Consider the following 17,298-nt stretch of genomic DNA (forward strand, 5'->3'; position numbering starts at 1 on the left):
GGCAGCCGGTGTCCCCGGGGGTTGCTGCATCGGGGCAGGGATCGGGGAGAATACCGGTATGAGTCAGCCTCCGATGCGTCCTGCCGCCATGCGCGGTGCCGTCGATCTGTCCGGCCTTGGCCAGACCCCGCAGCCCACGCCCGCCGCCGGCGGTGGGGGAGCAGGTAAGCCCGGAACGATTCGCGTTGATGGAACCGACGCCACTTTCCAAGACCTCATGCTCGGAACCCAGGAGGTTCCGGCGGTCGTCGTCCTGTGGTCGGCTTCTCACCCTGAGACAGAGAAGGCCGTCACCAACGCGGTGCAGGTGGCGGAGAAGCTCGATGGCCGGATCCAGGTCATCGCCGTCGACGTGCAGGCCAACCCCGGTATCGCCAGCGCCTTCCAGGCCCAGCAGATCCCGCTGTCGGTCGGGCTCATCGCCGCCCAGCCGGTTCCGCTTTTTCCAGGTGTGCAGCCGGTGGAGCAACTCACGCTGGTCTTCGAAGAACTTCTCAAGGTCGCCGGCCAGAACGGCGTGAACGGCCGGGTGCAGGTGGGCCAGGCGGGCCCGGCCGAGGAGCCTGCTCCGATGTCGCCCGAGCACGAAGCTGCCTACGACGCGATCGAGCGCGGAGACTTCGCCGCCGCCGTCACCGCCTATGAGCAGGCGCTGAAGCTCAACCCCAAAGACAGCGACGCCTCTGCCGGCCTGGCGCAGGTCAAGCTGATGCAGCGCACCCAGGGCGCCGACTTGCAGGCCGCCCGCGCGGCTGCTGCGGCCAACCCTGAAGACGTCGATGCGCAGTTGCTCGTTGCCGACCTCGACCTGCTCGGGGGCCACGTCGAAGACGCTTTCGTTCGCGTCATCGACATCGTGCGGGCCACGAGCGAGGACGATCGGGAAAAGGCACGCCAGCACCTGCTGAGCCTCTTCGAGGTGGTCGGGGCTCAGGACGAGCGGGTCGTCAAAGCCCGCCGCACGCTGATGAGCGCCTTGTTCTGAGTTCGATTCGTTCCATCGTCGGAGCCGTCCTGCCGGACTGCCCGGCACCCGGTGTCGCTCCCGCCAGTAGCGGGGGCGACACCGCGGGCCGTTCTGAGCGCCTACCACCGCAGCAATACCCGGGTGCCGCACGGCTGCCCACCTGCGCCGCGTCGCCGTGGGTTGTGGGCTGCTCGGACTAGCGGCGTAGGTGGGTGACGTGGGAGACGAAGTCGCCTGCGGGGCCGCGCAAGGCGGGGGTCGAGCGCCAGATTGCCCGCAGTCGGCGGCGTAGCGGTGGGCCCGCCAACGGCACGACCGCAACGAGGTTCTGACGGCGGGCCACCTCGACGGCGAATGTCGAGACGATGGCCGGTCCCAGCCCACCAGCAACGCTGTGCACGATGCTGCCGGTGTTCGACAGCTCCATGAGTGGGGTGGCGACCTCGTAGCCCTGCATGACGGCCTCGACCGTGCGGCGAGTGCCTGAGCCAGGCTCCCGGACAACCAGGGGGGTATCAGCCAGTTCGGCAACGCTCACCGGGTCGCGCCGAGTGGTCCATGGGTGATCTGGCGCCACGATGAGTACCAACTCGTCGTAGGCGACGACGACGCTGTGCAGGTCTGCCGGGGAGTTCGGTGACTCGACAAACCCCAGATCGAGCTCGGTGCCCCGCACCGCGGCCACCACATCGGCAGAGTTGAGCACTCGCAGTCGAACCTGCACATGCGGATAAGACTGGCGAAAAGAGGTCAACCAGCGAGGCGCCAGGTACTCCCCGATCGTCAGGCTGGCACCAACCAACAGGTGCGAGGCGACGTCCTCGCGAAGTGACGCCGCGCCGGCGACGAGCCGATCCAACGAGCCCAGGACGGGATCGGCCCATTCTGCGACGAGCTGCCCGGCGGCAGTCAGCCGAGACCCGCGAGGGCTGCGCTCTACGAGCCGCAGCCGCAGGTCGCTCTCCAACCGGGCCAGCAGCCTGCTGGCATTGGGTTGTGCCATCTGCAGCGATCGGGCCGCTGCCCCCAAACTTCCACGCTCCGCGATGGCGGAAAGCAACGCCAGCGCGGCGATATCAGGCTGTGCCTTCCGCTCAGTCATGCCTTGATGATATGAGTCCATGCGAAATGACCGGCTAGCGCCCAGGGCGAATCGTGTTGCACCGTGGACCAGTGAGTTCACCGACATCTTCGCGCGCCGTGCCGCCCAGTAGCCCCCCGTCCACCCAAGCTCAACCCGCAGGCCTATGGCCAGGACTGGGTCTGTCCGCGGTAGCGGCCCTCATCGCGCTGGGGATCAACCATGCGGTGCCGACGGCGAGCGCGCTGCTGGTGGCCATCGTCATGGGCGTCATCCTGACTAATGTGCGACCGCTACCGGCTTCCACCGCCCCTGGATTGGCGGTCGCTGGTAAGCGCCTCCTACGAATCGGCATCGTGCTGCTGGGCCTTCAGCTCTCCCTTGGCGACATCCTCGGCCTGGGCTGGGGCATGATCGGCGTCGTCATCGCGGTCGTGGTCGGTGGACTCCTGGTCACCGAGTTCGTCGGTCGACTCCTCGGGGTGCGCCCTGCCCAGCGCTCGCTCATCGGTGCCGGTTTCTCGATCTGTGGCGCCGCCGCGGTAGCCGGGGTCGAGGGGGTCATCGAGGACAAGCACGAAGAGGACGTGGTGACAGCGCTGGCCCTGGTGGTGTTATTCGGCACGCTGATGATTCCGCTGGTTCCGCTGGCGAGCACCGCGTTGGGGATGGACCCGCGTGACAGTGGTCTGTGGGCGGGCCTGTCGATCCACGAGGTCGCCCAGGTCGTCGCCGCCGCAGGCATCATCGGCCCGAGCGCGCTGAAGGTCGGCGTCATCGTCAAACTCGCCCGCGTGCTCATGTTGGCCCCGGTCATGGTGTGGTTCGGTCTGCAGTTGCGGCGTCGGGGCGGGCAGGTCGAAGGCAAACGTCCCCCGCTCGTACCGCTGTTCGTCGCCGGCTTCCTTGCTGCCGCGCTGCTGCGCACGACGGGCTGGCTGCCCGCCTCGGTGCTGGACCCGATCAAGATGCTGCAGACGTTCCTGCTGGCCGCCGCGATGTTCGCGCTCGGCACCGGCGTAACCGCCTCCCGACTGAAGAACGTCGGCGGACGCCCGGTCGTCCTGGCCGCTGTCACCACGTTGGCCGTCGCCGGAATCGCTTGGTCCGGAGTGATGTTCATCGGCTGAGCAGTCCTGGGGTAGACCGGCAGCGCTATCCGCTCGGCCGCGGCGGCGATCATCAGATCGCCGCCGCGGCCGATTCTGGTGCAGGTGAGGCGGTGCCGGAATCAGCGGTAGGGGTCTTGGCCGCTGCCGGGAACACCCCCGACGGGCGCGCGCGGCGTTCTCGCCGTGCGCATCAGCCACCGGGAACCATCGTCCTGCTCGCAGTCGTCGAGGGGCCCGGTCGCCGGCGTATGAGTGCACTGAGGTTCACGCGCGAAGCGGGGATGGTCAGGTCTGATCTCGGTGTCTCCGTCCAGCAATCCCGACCTCAGAGCCGGCAGGCCGACAACCCTCGCGGTCAACCCGGTGCCTGCTCTCCTGCGAGTACGTGCCGCTCCGATAGCCGGGAGTAGCGGTCAGAGCCGGGGGTGGGCGCATCATCTGAAATTATTTCCATGATGATGAGGTTGGCGCGTTTATGCAGGTCAGAGCCCCCCAGGGGGTGCTGGAGGGGGTCTCGGCAGCGTGTTTGAAGGTGCCTTGGCGGGCTCGTCGGACGGTCTTGTTCAAAGTGGCGGGAAATCTCGCGTAGAGTGGGACTTGTTGTTGAAGTGGTAAGGCAAAGTAGTTCGGTTACAACCCTTTCGAGGGAGATCGTCTTTCTGGGCTTACTAGTGACACGCATCATCAGCAATTCCGAGCCGCCGACAAGCGGGGGCTCAAAAATCCTGAAAGAGGATTTCTCATGGCTACAGGTACTGTGAAATGGTTCAACGCCGAAAAGGGCTTTGGCTTCATCGCTCCCGACGACGGTTCGGCCGACGTTTTCGCTCACTTCTCCGCTATTGACTCCTCGGGCTACCGCTCGCTGGACGAGGGCGCCAAGGTTGAGTTCGAGACCCAGCAGGGCCCCAAGGGTCTGCAGGCCGCCAACATCTCCGTGATCGGCTGATCACGCCCCTGATCTTGGGCCTTCGGGCCTGAATCAGTAGAAGGGCCCCGACACCACTGGTGTCGGGGCCCTTCTCGTTGTCTGCCGGCTCGGGCCTGCTACAGATCGGCGGCGCGCGCCACCCGTTCGAACTCGGCGACGGTGACCAGATCGCCGCCGCGTTTGGGTTCGGTGAGCGTGGGGCGGCGCCAGAACCAGCGGTAGAGGTCTTCGGCCGTCGCCGAGAACACCCCGACCGGGTGGTCATGGCCATCGGCGGTGTCGTCGTCGGCCACCATGAGCGAGATCTCGTCGTACTCGGTGCCGTCAGCGCCGGTGCCGCTGAGGTGGGCGATGAAGGCCATCCACGTGGCGCCGGTGTCGGTGGCCACGATCCGCACTCCGCTCGCGCGGCGCGGGGTGGCTTTGACGCCCTCGGGGATATCGCCGAGATAGACGCGCAGTACCTCATCGACACCGTCCTCGGCCAGATCGACATCGACGGGGCTCGACCCGCCCGCAGCCCGGGTGGCCACTTCGGCGTCGATACGATGCATCACCGCGTCGTGCGCCTGGCGGCGGGCGATGAACCCCACGCTCTGGTCGCTGGCCCAGGACCAGGCTCGCTCGCTCAACTCGTGTCGGCCGAGTTCGCCGATCAGCGCAGCCGTCGCAGCCTCGCTCACGGTGAACAGTTCGCCGCGGGTCTCAGGCTCTTCCGGCGGTTCCAGCTCGGCGGCGTCGGCGTCGCGGCGCACCGGATGGGTCAGGACCTGGCGCCAGAAGACATGCTCCTCATAGATGTGGAACAGCAAGTCGTCGGCGTTCCAATCGGGGCAGGTGGGGATGTGCGCGTCGGGTTCGGCGCTCCCCAGCGCGTCACGTAGCAGCGCAGATTCGGTGCTGATGGCGTTGCAGTAACGCTCGGCGGACAACATGTGTGTCCCCTTCCTCGGCGTGATGCCGGGATATCGGTAGTGCCGCGGGGTCAGCGGCTGGCAGAAGCAGCAAGCATGAACACGAAGATGATGGCGATGCCGACGCCCACCGCCAGCAGGAGTCCTCCGGCAGCCAGCCTAAGGTTTCGGGTGGCGGTCGGGTCCTTGGTGAACAGGGCAGCAGCCAACAACGCTGCAGCTGCGATGGCTGCCAGGCCTGCGATCGTCCTCACGCACTCACCTTGCCCGCCGGTACCCGCTCGTGTCGACTCCAGCGGGGTGGCGATCCGTTCGGTGCCGACTCGGCGGGTGTGTCGATGGCAACGGAATGGGCTGGCGTAGCCCCGGCAAACCGGGGCTCAGCGGCGCTACCCACCGCAGCGCCGCAGTCGCCGGAGTGATCGATCGGAGCGGAGGGGTCGTCGCGACAGCCACCGCCTCGGTGCTCGGCCCGGTCAGGAGAAAGAACCGGCCCTGCGGCTCGTGTTCGAGTAGGGCAGGAGGTGTAGGTGGTGCTCATCCGCTAGTTCGCTGGGGTCGGGCTGAGCGGGGGCATGCCCGGCGCGGAGAGCGTGAGGAACGCGCGGGCGATGAATGCGTTGCCTTCCAGGCGGTCTTCGATGGCTTGGATGCGCGTCTGCAGCACCGACTCGACATCGTCGTCGGCGAGGTCGACAGCCGCGATGAGCAAGACCTTGGACGGCCCGACGTACTCCATGTGCAAGAACGTGACGGCCTCGATGTCGGGGTTGTCGTACAGCGCCGAGAGCGAGCGATTGCGGGTGTCGTCGCTGACCTGCTGCCCGACCAGGAATGCCATGTTTCGCTGGATCAGGATGAGCGCGCCGACGCCGAGCAACACACCCACCAGGATCGAGCCGACGGCGTCGTAGACGGCTTCGCCGGTGATTTCGTGTAGCGCCAGGCCACCCGCGGCCAGGAGGATGCCGATCAGCGCCGCGGCGTCCTCGAAGAAGACGGCCCGCAGCGTCGTCTGGGACGTGTTGAGGATGTACCGCATCGGGCGAAGGTTGAGTTTGGTCGCCCAGCTGCGGGTCTGCCGCGCAGCCTGGAGGAACGACACCCCTTCGAGCACGAAAGAGACGGCCAGCACGATGTAGCTGAGCAGGTAGTCTGCGCCTTCGCCCTCTGCGCCGAGCTCGGAGATGCCGTGGGTGATCGACAGGATCGACCCGGCCACGAACAGACCGAACGCCGCCACCAACGACCACACGTACGCGGCGCGTCCGTACCCGAGCGGGTGGGTCTGGTCGGGTGCACGCACCGAGCGGCGCTCGGCGACCAGCAGGAACACCTCATTGCCGGTGTCGGCCCAACTGTGCGTGGCCTCCGCGACCATCGAGGCCGACCCCGAGAGGACCGCTGCCACCGTTTTCGCGATGGCGATCAGCGCGTTTCCCACCAGGGCGATGACCACGGTCAGCACGCTCCCACCGTCGTCCTTCTTGCCGGCCGTGCCGTCGTTGCTTGGTGCCGGGCCTGCCCCGGTGGGGGTGGCCGTGGATCCGCTGATCTGGTTCTCGTCGCTCACGAGCATCGACGCTACTCGCCACGCAGCGCGCTCGCGCAGTCGGCATCGGCGCTCGCGTGCTGCGGCTCACCTCTTGACAGGCGTGATGCACTGGGGCCGATCATCGGTGCGTGGCCTGGCGGCGGGCCGGTGCGATGGGGGTGCGACGGTGCGCCCCGACGATCACGGAGGGTGACCAGTGCGCGGATCGAGGGGGAGGTCGAGACGGCCGACGCCGCGCCCGGGTATGCCGGAACTGAATCGGCTGACCGCACATCTGGACCCGCCGTTCGCCGTGCTCGACCTGGACGCCTTCGACCGCAACGCTGACAGCCTTGTACGGCGCGCGGGAGGAACACCGATCCGGGTGGCAAGTAAATCCGTGCGCGTGCGCTGGCTGCTGTCGCGGGTGCTGGGTCGGCCCGGCTTCGCCGGAGTCATGGCGTTTTCTCTGGCGGAGGCGTTGTGGCTGATCGAGACCGGCACCGTCCCGGTCGAGCAGGACGTGCTCGTCGCCTACCCCAGCCTCGATCGCGGCGCGTTCACGGCGCTGGCGGCCGACCCCGAGGCGCGCCGACGAATCGTGGTCATGGCCGACGATCGCGCCCATCTCGATCTCGCCGAAGCCGCGATGAGGGCTCCTGGCAGGCTGGGCGAGGAGCCGCTGCGGGTCTGTATCGACGTCGATGCGTCGTACCGCATCGGGCGGATCCACCTCGGCGCGCGACGTTCGCCGCTGCGGACCCCCGCCGACGTCGCGCCGCTCCTGCAACGCCTGGTCGCCAGCCCGGAGTTGAGTGCCGCGGGCCTGATGTTCTACGACGCGCAGATCGCCGGAGTGGCCGATACGAGCCCGGTCGTGCGGGCGATGCAGCACCGCTCCGCCCGTGAACTCGTCACGCGACGCGCCTGCGTGGTCGCGGCAGCGCGCGACATCGCCGGGGAGGGGCTGCTGGTCAACGCCGGGGGAACCGGAAGCCTGCACATCCTGGCCGGCGACGCCTCAGTCACCGAACTCGCAGCCGGCTCAGGCCTGTTGGCGCCGCACCTGTTCGACTCCTACCGCGGTTTCACGCCTGAACCAGCGGCGTTCTTCGTCGCGCCCGTCGTGCGGCGCCCCTCTGCGCGCATCGTCACCGTTCTCGGCGGTGGTCTGGTTGCGTCCGGGGCGGCGGGGCGCTCGCGGTTGCCCCTGCCGTGGTGGCCCGAGGGTATGCACTTCATCGGCACCGAGGGTGCCGGGGAGGTGCAGACGCCGTTGGTCACTGCGCCCGGCGATGCGTTGAACGTCGGCGACCGGGTGTGGTTTCGACACGCCAAGGCCGGTGAACTCTGCGAACGATTTGATGTGCTGCACCTGGTCAGCGGGGGAGAGCTCGTCACGACGACCCCCACCTACAGAGGAGAAGGCCGATGTTTCGGATGACCACGCCAGCGAAGCCGCCGCGCCCCTCGGCCTCGGGCGGGCCCCGGACGTGGGTCAACTGGGCCGGCAACGTCTCGTGCACACCGGCCCGCGTCGAGTACCCGACGACCCCGACCGAGGTCACCTGGGTCCTCGACCGAGCCCGCCAGGATGGGCGCACCGTGCGGCCGGTGGGCTCGGGCCACTCGTTCACGCCGGCGGCCCAGACCGACGGCGTCCTGGTCGACCTGCGCGCCATGTCCGGTCTGGACGGGATCGAGCGGCTAGCCGCGCCGCCAAACGACGCCTTGCCCGAGACCTGCGCTCGGGTGTGGGTGCGAGCCGGGACCACGTTGCACGATTTGAACGCGATGCTGGCCCACCTGGGCCTCGCGATGCCCAACCTCGGTGACATCGACGGCCAGACCCTCGCGGGCGCCGCCTCCACCGGCACGCACGGCACAGGGGCGCGCTTCACCGGCATCGCCGGATTCGTTTCCGGGCTGCGGCTGGTGCTTCCCGACGGCAACCTCGTCGAGTGTTCCCGCGAGGATCGATCCGAGCTGTTCCACGCCGCGCTCGTCGGTCTGGGGGCGTTCGGCATCGTCGTGGCCTTGCGCGTGGACGTCGTGCCGGCGTTTCGGATTCACGCTCAGGAACGGCCCGAGTCGCTGGCGGCCGTGTTCGAACGCATCGACACGCTGCCTGGCGAGGCCGATCACGTGGAGTTCTTCTGGTTTCCCGGCACCGACCGGGTGTCGGCGAAGTTCAACACGCGTCTGGCGGCCCACGACCTCAGTGGGACGCCGCTGCCGCCGTGGCGTCGCGTCCTGGACGACGAGGTGCTCTGCAACGGCCTTTTCGGGGGAATCAACCGGCTCGGCGCGCGGATGCCGCGTCTCGTGCCGGCGCTGAACGAGGTGAGCGCTCGCGGGCTCTCAGCGCGGACGTACACGGCCGGATCATCCGAGGTGTTCATCTCCTCGCGCCGGGTGAAGTTTCGGGAGACCGAGTACGCGCTGCCGATCGAGGCTGCCGGGGATGTCCTGCGTGCGGTGGTGACCGAACTCGGGCGCCGGCGCATCACGACGACATTCCCGTTGGAGGTGCGCTTCGCCGGAGCCGACGACGCATGGCTCTCGACCGGTTTCGAACGCCGCAATGTCTACATTGCCGCCCATGAGTACGTGGGCAGCGCCTCGCAGGACTACTTCGAGGTGCTGCAGAACATCTTCGACGCGTACGAGGGCCGTCCGCACTGGGGCAAGCTGCACCGCCTCGACGCCGCGCGGTTCGCCGAGTTGTACCCGCGCTTCGGGGACGTCCGGCGGGTGCGCGCCGATGTCGACCCCGACGGCCTGCTGCGCAACCCGTATCTCGATCGCGTCCTCGGCCCGATCGGGTAGAGCTCGCGCGCCTCGTCACCGGTGTCGACGCCGCACAGTCCAGCGGACACGTGCAGGGGCTCCCATCACGCTCGAAGTGATGGGAGCCCCTGAATTCGTCGACTGCGGTGTCAGCTACCCAGCGCGGCGGAGACGACCTGTCGGGCCTCGTCCTGCACCTGCTTGAGGTGCTCGGCGCCCTTGAAGGATTCGGCGTAGATCTTGTAGACGTCTTCGGTGCCGGAGGGGCGGGCCGCGAACCATGCCGATTCGGTCGTGACCTTGAGCCCGCCGATGGCGGCGCCGTTCCCGGGTGCCTTGGTCAGCTTGGCCGTGATCGGCTCACCGGCGAGGGTGTCGGCGGTGACATCAGCGGGGGAGAGCTTCTTCAGCTTGGCCTTCTGCTCGCGGTCGGCGGGGGCGTCGACGCGGGCGTAGGCGGGCTCGCCGTGCGTGGCGACGAGGTCGGCGTAGTGCTGCGAGGGGCTCTTGCCGGTCTTGGCCTGGATCTCGCTGGCGAGCAAGGCCAGGATGATGCCGTCCTTGTCAGTGCTCCACACCGAGCCGTCGAAGCGCAGGAAGCTCGCGCCCGCGGACTCCTCGCCGCCGAACGGGCCTGAGCCGTCGAGCAGCCCGGGCACGAACCACTTGAACCCGACGGGCACCTCGACCAGCTTGCGCCCCAGGTCGTCGGCGACGCGGTCGATCATCGAACTGCTGACCAGGGTCTTACCGATGAACCCGTCGGCCGGCCACTGCGGGCGCGCCCCACCGAAGAGGTACTGGATGGCGACGGCCAGGTAGTGGTTGGGGTTCATCAGACCGCCGTCGGGGGTGACGATGCCGTGCCGGTCGGAGTCGGCGTCGTTACCGGTCGCGATGTCGTAGGAGTCCTTCATGCCGATCAACGACGCCATCGCCGAGGGGGAGGAGCAGTCCATCCGGATCTTCTCGTCCCAGTCCAGCGTCATGAAGCGCCACGTCGGGTCGACCAGCGGGTTGACCACGGTCAGGTCGAGCTCGTAATGGTCGGCGATGGCCTGCCAGTAGTCCACGGAGGCCCCACCCAGCGGGTCGGCGCCGATCTTGACGCCAGCCTCCTTGATGGCCGCCATGTCGACGACGTTGACGAGGTCCTCGACGTAGATGCGCTTGAACTCGTACGACTCGCACGCGGCGCGGGCCTGCTCGAACGGCGTCCGCTTCACGCCCTCAAGGCCGAGCTTGATGTACTCGTTGGCCTTGTCGGCGATCCAGCTCGTCGCGTCGGTGTCGGCCGGGCCGCCGTGCGGCGGGTTGTACTTGAAGCCGCCGTCGCTGGGCGGGTTATGGCTGGGGGTGACGACGATGCCGTCGGCCAGGCCGCAGTTCGCCGGGAGGTCATCGACGCCGCCGATCTTGCCCTTGTTGGCGCGCAGGATGGCGTGGCTCACCGCGGGGGTGGGGGTGTAGCGGTCCTCGGCGTCGACCATGACGTGCACGTCGTTCGCGACGAGCACCTCGATCGCGCTTGCCCACGCCGGTTCGGACAGGGCGTGGGTGTCGCGTCCGATGAACAGCGGCCCGTCGAACCCCTTCTGGCGGCGGTAGTCCACGATCGCCTGCGTCGTGGCCAGGATGTGGTTCTCGTTGAACGCCGTCTTCAGGCTAGAGCCACGGTGACCCGAGGTTCCGAAGGCGACCTGCTGGTCGACGTTCTCCGGGTCGGGCTTGCCCGTGTAGTAGGCGGTGACGAGGTGGGGGATGTCGACGAGGTCTTGCGGTTCAGCGAGTTTTCCGGCGCGGGTGTCGTTCATGCCCCCATCTTGTCAGCGCGCGCGCCGCTTCGGCGGACCGGGAGCCGAGGGTCCTGACCGCCACGGTGTGGCGCTGGGGAGGTAGCGATGGCGGGGGCGCAGGCTGGGCGGGTTCAACGCGCTCACAGCGACGCCACGAGTGTCCGCGACTCCCCAGCGAACTCCTTGCACGTCAGGTGCATCGATCGGGCGAAGACCCGGTTGCCTGCTCGGCGAACCGCACCCGCGCCGCGAAGGTCGCGTTCGGCCAAGGAAATCGACCCGGGCGTCGGCTCGTCGAGCACGAGAACAGCAGGGTCGGCCACCCATCGCCCACGCCTCGTGCTGGGCCGCTAGCTCACCGGCGGAGCACAACGAAGCGCCGCGTCCTGGAAGGGGCGCGGCGCTTCGTTATGCCGCCAGCTTCGTGAGCCAGACAACCGGCAAGCCGGAGAATGCCGTCAGGTGCCAGCCTTAGTCGTCATACCTTCGGGCGCCCTCCTGTTGTCCGCACGATATGCGGGACGTCAGCGCCAGGCGCCGCACGTGTTGATCTGCTTGATCCCGGCGAAACGGCCTTCCCACCAACTGAGGGCCGCGGCGTTGAACGGCACGATGCCCCCTGCGTGGGTCGGCACGAGGGAGGGACGGAAGTTGACGCTGACGCCCTGGGCGCACCAGTTCTTATTGAGCTGCACACCGACGGGGTAGGGGATGGTGTCATCCATCGTCGAATGCACCATGAGCACCGGAACCTTGGGGGCGCGGTTACCGATTTTGTTCTCGGCTAGCGCGGTGCGGTAGGGCTCATCGGCGAAGTGGTCGCTGATGGAGCGGCCGTCGTTGGTCAACGTCGAGGTCTTCAGGCCCGAGGAATTGAACAGTTCCAGGACGCATTCGTTCTCGATGGCCCGCAACTTGGCCACCCCCTTGGGATTGAGCAACGTCGAGGGCTCGATGTGCTGGGAGGCGAGCAGACCCGCCGTCGCGTACAGCTCGAATGCGACGTTGAGGCCACCGTCTAGGTTCTTGCCCACCGGCGCGAGGTCGGCCGGGACAGCGCCGACGGCCGCGCCCTTGAGTGCAAGTTCGGGGGCGTAGGTGGGCGCCAACTCTGCTGCGGCAGCAGCGGCCCCGCCACCTTGGGAGTAACCCTGCACGCCAACCGGGCTCTTGGCCGTGATGTCGGTCAGCTCGAGCTTCTGTGCAGCGCGAGCGATGTCGAGCACGGCGTGCCCCTGATCGACGCGGTCCATGTAGGTGTGCGTGCCCGGGGTGCCCAGGCCCTGATAATCGGTCATCGCCACGGCGTACCCGCGGATGAGCAGGCTCGACATGAACGCCACCTCATACTCGCGGACCTGCTGGATCATCCGCGAGGGGGCGCACCGGTCACCCATGCCCTGCGTGCCCGCAGCCAAGGAGATCAGGGGGCGCTTGGACACGCCCACCCACTTCGCGCGGGGCGAGACGACGAACCCGGTGACAGCGATGGGGTTTCCCTCCCGGTCCAGGGAGGAGTACATGATCCGCCGCGCGTCGAAACTTGCGGAGGAGACATCGAGCGGGTCAAGGATGTTGTCCGCCTTCTCCGTACGGATGACCGTGCCCGGCGTGGACGGGATCTCGGCTGGCGGCTCGTAGAAGGCGGGGCGGGTGGGCTCCGGAACGTCGGTGAGCGTCGTGGCGCCGGCAGTGCCGGGGATGGCGTGCGGGTCGGCGCCCGCTGGGGTTGAGGCCCCGGCGATCACCGCGACGGCCAAGGTGAGGGCCGCGCATGCGCGCAGAGTAATGCAGGGGGACATCGTCGTCTCCAGAAAAGGTAGAGGGGGACCCGCGACCTCGCCGCGGGCGAAGTGACCCTACTCACCGGTAGTCCCACCACACAAGGGGTGTGTCAGCGAATGGCGCCGGGACCTCGCCCCCGCTCGCTTGGCTCACAAGGCGCTTCGAGCGTGCCCGTCTCACGCTGACGGGCCGATTAGGTTCCGCGCGGGGCGGCGACCCGCAAGGCGGTCTTCGTAGCTGCACCAGGGGTGGAACTCCGGGTTCGGGGCGCAGCAGATAGCCGGGTTCATCAGCCGCACCTGGTGCGTTGGCCGGGTGGTCGGCGGGGCAGTACGACGAAGCGCCGCGCCCCGAGGGGGGAGCGGCGCTTCGTGTGCGGTCGGTTTTGTGCCTGCGCGAACCGGTTGCCGGGGACTCCGGTCAGGCGTCTGCGCCCGGCAGCAGCGCCTCGTCGCCCTGTTCGACGGCAGTGGCGGGGGCATCCGGGGTCAGTCGTCCCACCCTCGGCTCTGCCAGGTCGGCGGGGTCGAAGTCGCTCTTGACCTTCTCGCCCTCGATGATCGGGGCGCGAGTCAGCTCGGGGCGGGGGACGCCGCGGGTCTGGGCCCGAGCAGCGCTGTCCTCACCGACCGTGCGGTCAGCCGGCTCGAACCACAGCGCCGACAACTTCTGCATGGTGATGAGCGCCGAGTACGGCTGGCCGTGCCACGGGATGTCCTCGGCCACGACCTCGCCGAGGTTGCCCACTCCGGCGCCGCCGTAATTCTCCGAGTCGGTGTTGAGCACCTCACGCCACACCCCCGGGCGGGGCAGCCCGATCCGGTACTGGTGGTGCTCCATGCCGCTGTAGTTGACGACACAGGCGATGACGGGTCGCTCGCCCTTGTCATCCGGCTTGCCGAACCGCAGGTAGGAGTAGGTGTTCCCGCTGGCATCGTTGGCGTCGATCCAGGCGAAGCCCTCCCAGTCGTTGTCAAGCTCCCACAACGCCGGGTGCTTGGCGTACAGCTGGTTCAGGTCCTTGACCAAGGCGTGCATCTTCCAGTGCGGCTCCTGGTCCAGCAGCCACCAGTCGAGGCTGCGGGAGTCGGCCCACTCGCTCTCCTGCGCGAACTCTTGGCCCATGAACAGCAACTGCTTGCCCGGGTGGCTCCACATGAAGGCGTAGTAGGCGCGCAGCCCGGAGAGCTGCTCCCAACGGTCGCCGGGCATCTTGCGCAGCATCGAACCCTTGCCGTAGACGACCTCGTCGTGGCTGATCGGCAGACAGAAGTTCTCGCTGTAGGCGTACACCATCGAGAACGTGATCTGGTGGTGGTGGTACTGCCGGTAGATCGGCGCGAGCTGCACGTAGCCGAGGGTGTCGTGCATCCAGCCCATGTTCCATTTCAGGCCGAAACCGAGCCCGCCCATGTAGGTCGGCTTGGTGACTCCGCCCCAACTCGTGGACTCCTCGGCGATCGTGATGACGCCCGGGTAGCGACGGTACAGCGTCGCGTTCGTCTCCTGCAGCAACTGCACTGCTTCGAGGTTCTCCCGGCCACCGAACTGGTTGGGGTACCACTCACCGTCTTCGCGGCTGTAGTCGTGGTAGAGCATCGAGGCGACCGCGTCGACGCGCAGCCCGTCGATGTGGAACTCCTCGATCCAGAAGCACGCATTGGCCACGAGGAAGTTGCGCACCTGCGGGCGACCGAAGTCGAAGATGTAGGTGCCCCAGTCCTTGTGCTCACCGCGGCGCGGGTCCGGGTGCTCATACAACGGCTGGCCGTCGAAGCGCCCGAGCGCGAAGCCGTCCTTGGGGAAGTGCGCCGGCACCCAGTCGACGATGACGCCGATGCCTGCCTGGTGCAGCCGGTCCACCAGGTAGCGGAACTCGTCCGGGGAACCGAAACGCGATGTGGGCGCGTAGTACCCGGTGACCTGATAGCCCCAGCTCGGGCCGTAGGGGTGCTCGGCCACGGGCATGAACTCCACGTGGGTGAAGCCCAGGTCCTTGACGTAGTTGACCAGGTGTTCGGCCAACTCGACGTAGCTCAACCCTTGACGCCACGAGCCCAGGTGAACCTCATAGGCGCTCATCGGCTCGTTGTGCGGTTCGGTGATCGAGCCGCGGCGGGTCATCCACTCCTGGTCCTGCCATTCGTACTGCGTCTGCGTCACCACCGAAGCGGTCGCGGGTGGGCACTCCGTGGCGCGCGCCATCGGATCGGCCTTGGTGCGCCAGTACCCGTCAGCGCCGAGGATCTCGTACTTGTACTTGGTGTCCTTGACGACGCCGGGCACGAACAGCTCCCACACGCCGCTGCTGCCCAGCGCCCGCATCGGATGCGCCTGACCATCCCAGCGGTTGAAGTCACCCACCAGTCGGATCGCGCGGGCGTTCGGGGCCCAGACGGCGAAGCTGGCGCCGTGAACCGGGCCCATCTCGCCCTCGTACTCACGCAGGTGTGAGCCGAGAACCTTCCACAGCTCCTCGTGGCGCCCTTCACCGATGAGGTGCAGATCGATCTCGCCCAGAGTCGGCCAGAACCGGTACGGGTCGTCCTGGCGATGCTCCAGACCGTCTTCGTAGGCGACGAACAGGCGGTAGTCGGACAGCGTCGCCTGCGGAAGGTGGATCACCCAGACGCCTTCATGCTCGTGGCTCAGGTCATGGCGGGAGCCGTCTGCCAGCTCGATCTCGACCCGGTGCGCCAACGGGCGCAGCGCACGCACCGTCAAGCCACCCTCGTGCGGGTGCGCCCCGAGGATGCTGTGCGGGTCGCCGTGGCCGCCACGCACCAGCAGGTCGAGTTCGTCCAACGGCACGGGCAGCGGCTCGCTGCCGGCACGACTCGTGCTGAGGCCCTCGCCGGTGGCGTTGACGGCTGGTTCGGCGGATTCGGAGGACGGGGTGGGCTGGGTGGACACGTCGGTCACACTCCTCGGCATCGTGTTTGGCGTGGTGGGCGCTGCGGTCTGCTCTGTTGGTGCGGCCGCGCACAGGCGGGTGACCGCCTGCGTCGGGATGGCCAACCAATCAGGGCGGTTGCGCGCCTCGTAGGAGACTTCGTACAGGGCCTTGTCGAGTTCCAGCGCGCTCAGCAGGGCGGCGCGGTCAGGGTCGGTTCGCGGATCTTGCGAGCCCGAGGCGTAGCCGTCCAGGAACGCCGAGCGCGCTCGTTGGGCCCATTCCTGAGCCTGCTCGGCACGTTGCGGCTCATCCTTGGCGATGGAGCCCGCGACATAGTCGAAGGAGCGAAGCATGCCGGCCACGTCGCGCAACGCGAGGTCGGGGCGCGACCTCTCGTTCATCGGCCGCATCGGTTCGCCCTCGAAGTCCAGCAACACCCAACCCCGCTGCGGCACGTCCAGCACCTGGCCCAGGTGGTAATCGCCGTGCACCCGTTGCAGCGCCGGCCAGGTCGCCGCCAGCCCGGCGTGCAGGACCCGCTCGATAGCCGCGCGTGACTCGGCGAGCTCGGGGGCATCCGCTACGGCTGCCTCCATCCGGGCGGAGAAAGAACGCCGCACGGTGTCGCGTTCCTCATCGCCGGCCGCCTGGGTAGGCAGCACCGCAGCCAAATCCCGGTGCACCTGGGCGGTGGCGGCGCCCAAGGCGAACGCGCGCTCAGTGAAATCGACATCGTCGGCGGCTGCCGCAAGAGCCACCCGCCAGGCGTCGGTGGTGCCTGGAAGGAACTCGCTGGCGAAAGCGAGCGGACCGCAGGCCTGCGCCCCCTCGACGTGGATGTCGAGCCAGGAGCCCTCCAGGTGGCCTACCGGCGCGGGGACCAGATCGGACCCGGCCGCGGCCAACGCCGACTGCAGCACCACATCCGGGTTCTGACCGTGATGCAGCACCCGGAAGAGCTTGCAGATCATCGGGGCCGGGTTGCCGTCCGCGTCGACGGCCTCATAGATGATCGAGGTGTTGGACTGTTCACCGGACAGCACCCGAGACGAGCGGATCTGCACCTCACGGGCCTGCGGATGACGCTGCCCCTGTACCTGCACCCGGTCCGAACGCGATGGCCGCAGATCCCCGTCGGACAGGATCGCCTGGAGCAGCAGCGTGGTGAAGACCTCGTCCTTGCAGCCGTCGTAGATGTAGCGATCGCCCAGGTGGCGGTGTGTCGTGCGGGCCACCAAGGCATCCTCGCCGCCGGGCATCGGCTCGCCGCGATAGGTCAACGGCACCTGATACAGCATCGGGGTCTGGCCGGCGTCGTCGCGCAGGAACATGACCTGGACGCCGACCTCACCCTCGGGGTCCTCGAAACGGAAAGATCCGACCAAGGACAGCATCGGCTCGCGGCCCTTGCCGGCGAACCAGCGCTGTCGGGCCAGCCAACCGGGCAGGAAGACCTCGAAATCGGGGTCGAACAGCGGTCGTGCGCGCATGC

General features: G+C 68.0%; 13 protein-coding genes. 5 read left to right on the forward strand and 8 right to left on the reverse strand.

Annotated elements, in window-relative coordinates; all coding sequences use genetic code 11:
* Positions 1–58: 58 nt before the first annotated feature.
* Positions 59–985, forward strand: a complete 927-nt coding sequence (locus G9V96_RS13500) for a co-chaperone YbbN (protein ID WP_168583497.1) — start codon at positions 59–61, stop codon at positions 983–985.
* Between the two features lie 178 nt (positions 986–1,163).
* Here G9V96_RS13500 and G9V96_RS13505 read toward each other — a convergent pair whose 3' ends face one another.
* Positions 1,164–2,069 (reverse strand): LysR family transcriptional regulator, encoded by a 906-nt coding sequence (locus G9V96_RS13505; protein ID WP_168583498.1) that lies wholly within the window; start codon positions 2,067–2,069, stop codon positions 1,164–1,166.
* A gap of 71 nt (positions 2,070–2,140) precedes the next feature.
* Between G9V96_RS13505 and G9V96_RS13510 the strand changes: the two genes are divergently transcribed.
* Positions 2,141–3,178: a YeiH family protein gene (locus G9V96_RS13510; RefSeq protein WP_168583499.1), complete on the forward strand. Its 1,038-nt coding sequence runs from the start codon at positions 2,141–2,143 to the stop codon at positions 3,176–3,178.
* Positions 3,179–3,902: 724 nt separating this feature from the next.
* Complete coding sequence (locus tag G9V96_RS13515) at positions 3,903–4,109, forward strand: cold-shock protein (protein WP_168583500.1); 207 nt, start codon at positions 3,903–3,905, stop codon at positions 4,107–4,109.
* A gap of 98 nt (positions 4,110–4,207) precedes the next feature.
* Here G9V96_RS13515 and G9V96_RS13520 read toward each other — a convergent pair whose 3' ends face one another.
* From G9V96_RS13520 to G9V96_RS13530, 3 genes are all read right to left on the reverse strand, one after another.
* On the reverse strand, positions 4,208–5,026 hold the full coding sequence (locus tag G9V96_RS13520) for a maleylpyruvate isomerase N-terminal domain-containing protein (protein WP_168583501.1): 819 nt from the start codon (positions 5,024–5,026) through the stop codon (positions 4,208–4,210).
* Positions 5,027–5,076: 50 nt separating this feature from the next.
* On the reverse strand, positions 5,077–5,259 hold the full coding sequence (locus tag G9V96_RS13525) for a hypothetical protein (RefSeq protein WP_168583502.1): 183 nt from the start codon (positions 5,257–5,259) through the stop codon (positions 5,077–5,079).
* 290 nt (positions 5,260–5,549) lie between these two features.
* Positions 5,550–6,578: a cation diffusion facilitator family transporter gene (locus tag G9V96_RS13530; RefSeq protein ID WP_226913323.1), complete on the reverse strand. Its 1,029-nt coding sequence runs from the start codon at positions 6,576–6,578 to the stop codon at positions 5,550–5,552.
* A 226-nt stretch (positions 6,579–6,804) separates the two neighbouring features.
* On the opposite strand from G9V96_RS13530, the gene G9V96_RS13535 reads away from it, so the two are divergent.
* Both G9V96_RS13535 and G9V96_RS13540 read left to right on the forward strand, forming a co-directional pair.
* The gene (locus G9V96_RS13535; protein WP_168583504.1) at positions 6,805–7,983 is read left to right on the forward strand and encodes an amino acid deaminase/aldolase; all 1,179 of its coding nucleotides are present in this window, start codon (positions 6,805–6,807) and stop codon (positions 7,981–7,983) included.
* Positions 7,980–9,368 (forward strand): D-arabinono-1,4-lactone oxidase, encoded by a 1,389-nt coding sequence (locus G9V96_RS13540; protein WP_168583505.1) that lies wholly within the window; start codon positions 7,980–7,982, stop codon positions 9,366–9,368. Before G9V96_RS13535 ends, G9V96_RS13540 begins: the two co-directional genes overlap by 4 nt.
* Positions 9,369–9,478: 110 nt before the next feature.
* On the opposite strand, the gene pgm is transcribed toward G9V96_RS13540, so the two are convergent.
* The 4 genes from pgm to glgB form a co-directional block, all read right to left on the reverse strand.
* A complete protein-coding gene (gene pgm / locus G9V96_RS13545) occupies positions 9,479–11,143 on the reverse strand; it encodes a phosphoglucomutase (alpha-D-glucose-1,6-bisphosphate-dependent) (protein WP_168583506.1) in 1,665 nt (554 codons plus the stop codon).
* A gap of 122 nt (positions 11,144–11,265) precedes the next feature.
* Positions 11,266–11,448: a hypothetical protein gene (locus tag G9V96_RS13550; protein ID WP_168583507.1), complete on the reverse strand. Its 183-nt coding sequence runs from the start codon at positions 11,446–11,448 to the stop codon at positions 11,266–11,268.
* A gap of 201 nt (positions 11,449–11,649) precedes the next feature.
* Positions 11,650–12,927 carry a lipase family protein gene (locus G9V96_RS13555; protein ID WP_168583508.1) on the reverse strand — a complete coding sequence of 426 codons (1,278 nt, stop codon included), beginning with the start codon at positions 12,925–12,927 and terminating at the stop codon, positions 11,650–11,652.
* A 403-nt stretch (positions 12,928–13,330) separates the two neighbouring features.
* On the reverse strand, positions 13,331–17,296 hold the full coding sequence (glgB, locus tag G9V96_RS13560) for a 1,4-alpha-glucan branching protein GlgB (RefSeq protein WP_168583509.1): 3,966 nt from the start codon (positions 17,294–17,296) through the stop codon (positions 13,331–13,333).
* Positions 17,297–17,298 lie beyond the last annotated feature (2 nt).

The sequence above is a fragment of the Gephyromycinifex aptenodytis genome (assembly GCF_012277275.1).
GTDB classification, from domain to species: Bacteria; Actinomycetota; Actinomycetes; order Actinomycetales; family Dermatophilaceae; genus Gephyromycinifex; species Gephyromycinifex aptenodytis.

Excerpts from the sequence above, each read along its gene's own strand:
- G9V96_RS13520 (WP_168583501.1), bottom strand. The coding sequence starts at position 5,026 with ATGTTGTCCGCCGAGCGTTACTGCAACGCCATCAGCACCGAATCTGCG.
- glgB (WP_168583509.1), bottom strand. The coding sequence starts at position 17,296 with ATGCGCGCACGACCGCTGTTCGACCCCGATTTCGAGGTCTTCCTGCCC.
- pgm (WP_168583506.1), bottom strand. The coding sequence starts at position 11,143 with ATGAACGACACCCGCGCCGGAAAACTCGCTGAACCGCAAGACCTCGTC.
- G9V96_RS13540 (WP_168583505.1), top strand. The coding sequence starts at position 7,980 with ATGACCACGCCAGCGAAGCCGCCGCGCCCCTCGGCCTCGGGCGGGCCC.
- G9V96_RS13505 (WP_168583498.1), bottom strand. The coding sequence starts at position 2,069 with ATGACTGAGCGGAAGGCACAGCCTGATATCGCCGCGCTGGCGTTGCTT.
- G9V96_RS13555 (WP_168583508.1), bottom strand. The coding sequence starts at position 12,927 with ATGTCCCCCTGCATTACTCTGCGCGCATGCGCGGCCCTCACCTTGGCC.
- G9V96_RS13535 (WP_168583504.1), top strand. The coding sequence starts at position 6,805 with ATGCCGGAACTGAATCGGCTGACCGCACATCTGGACCCGCCGTTCGCC.
- G9V96_RS13515 (WP_168583500.1), top strand. The coding sequence starts at position 3,903 with ATGGCTACAGGTACTGTGAAATGGTTCAACGCCGAAAAGGGCTTTGGC.
- G9V96_RS13500 (WP_168583497.1), top strand. The coding sequence starts at position 59 with ATGAGTCAGCCTCCGATGCGTCCTGCCGCCATGCGCGGTGCCGTCGAT.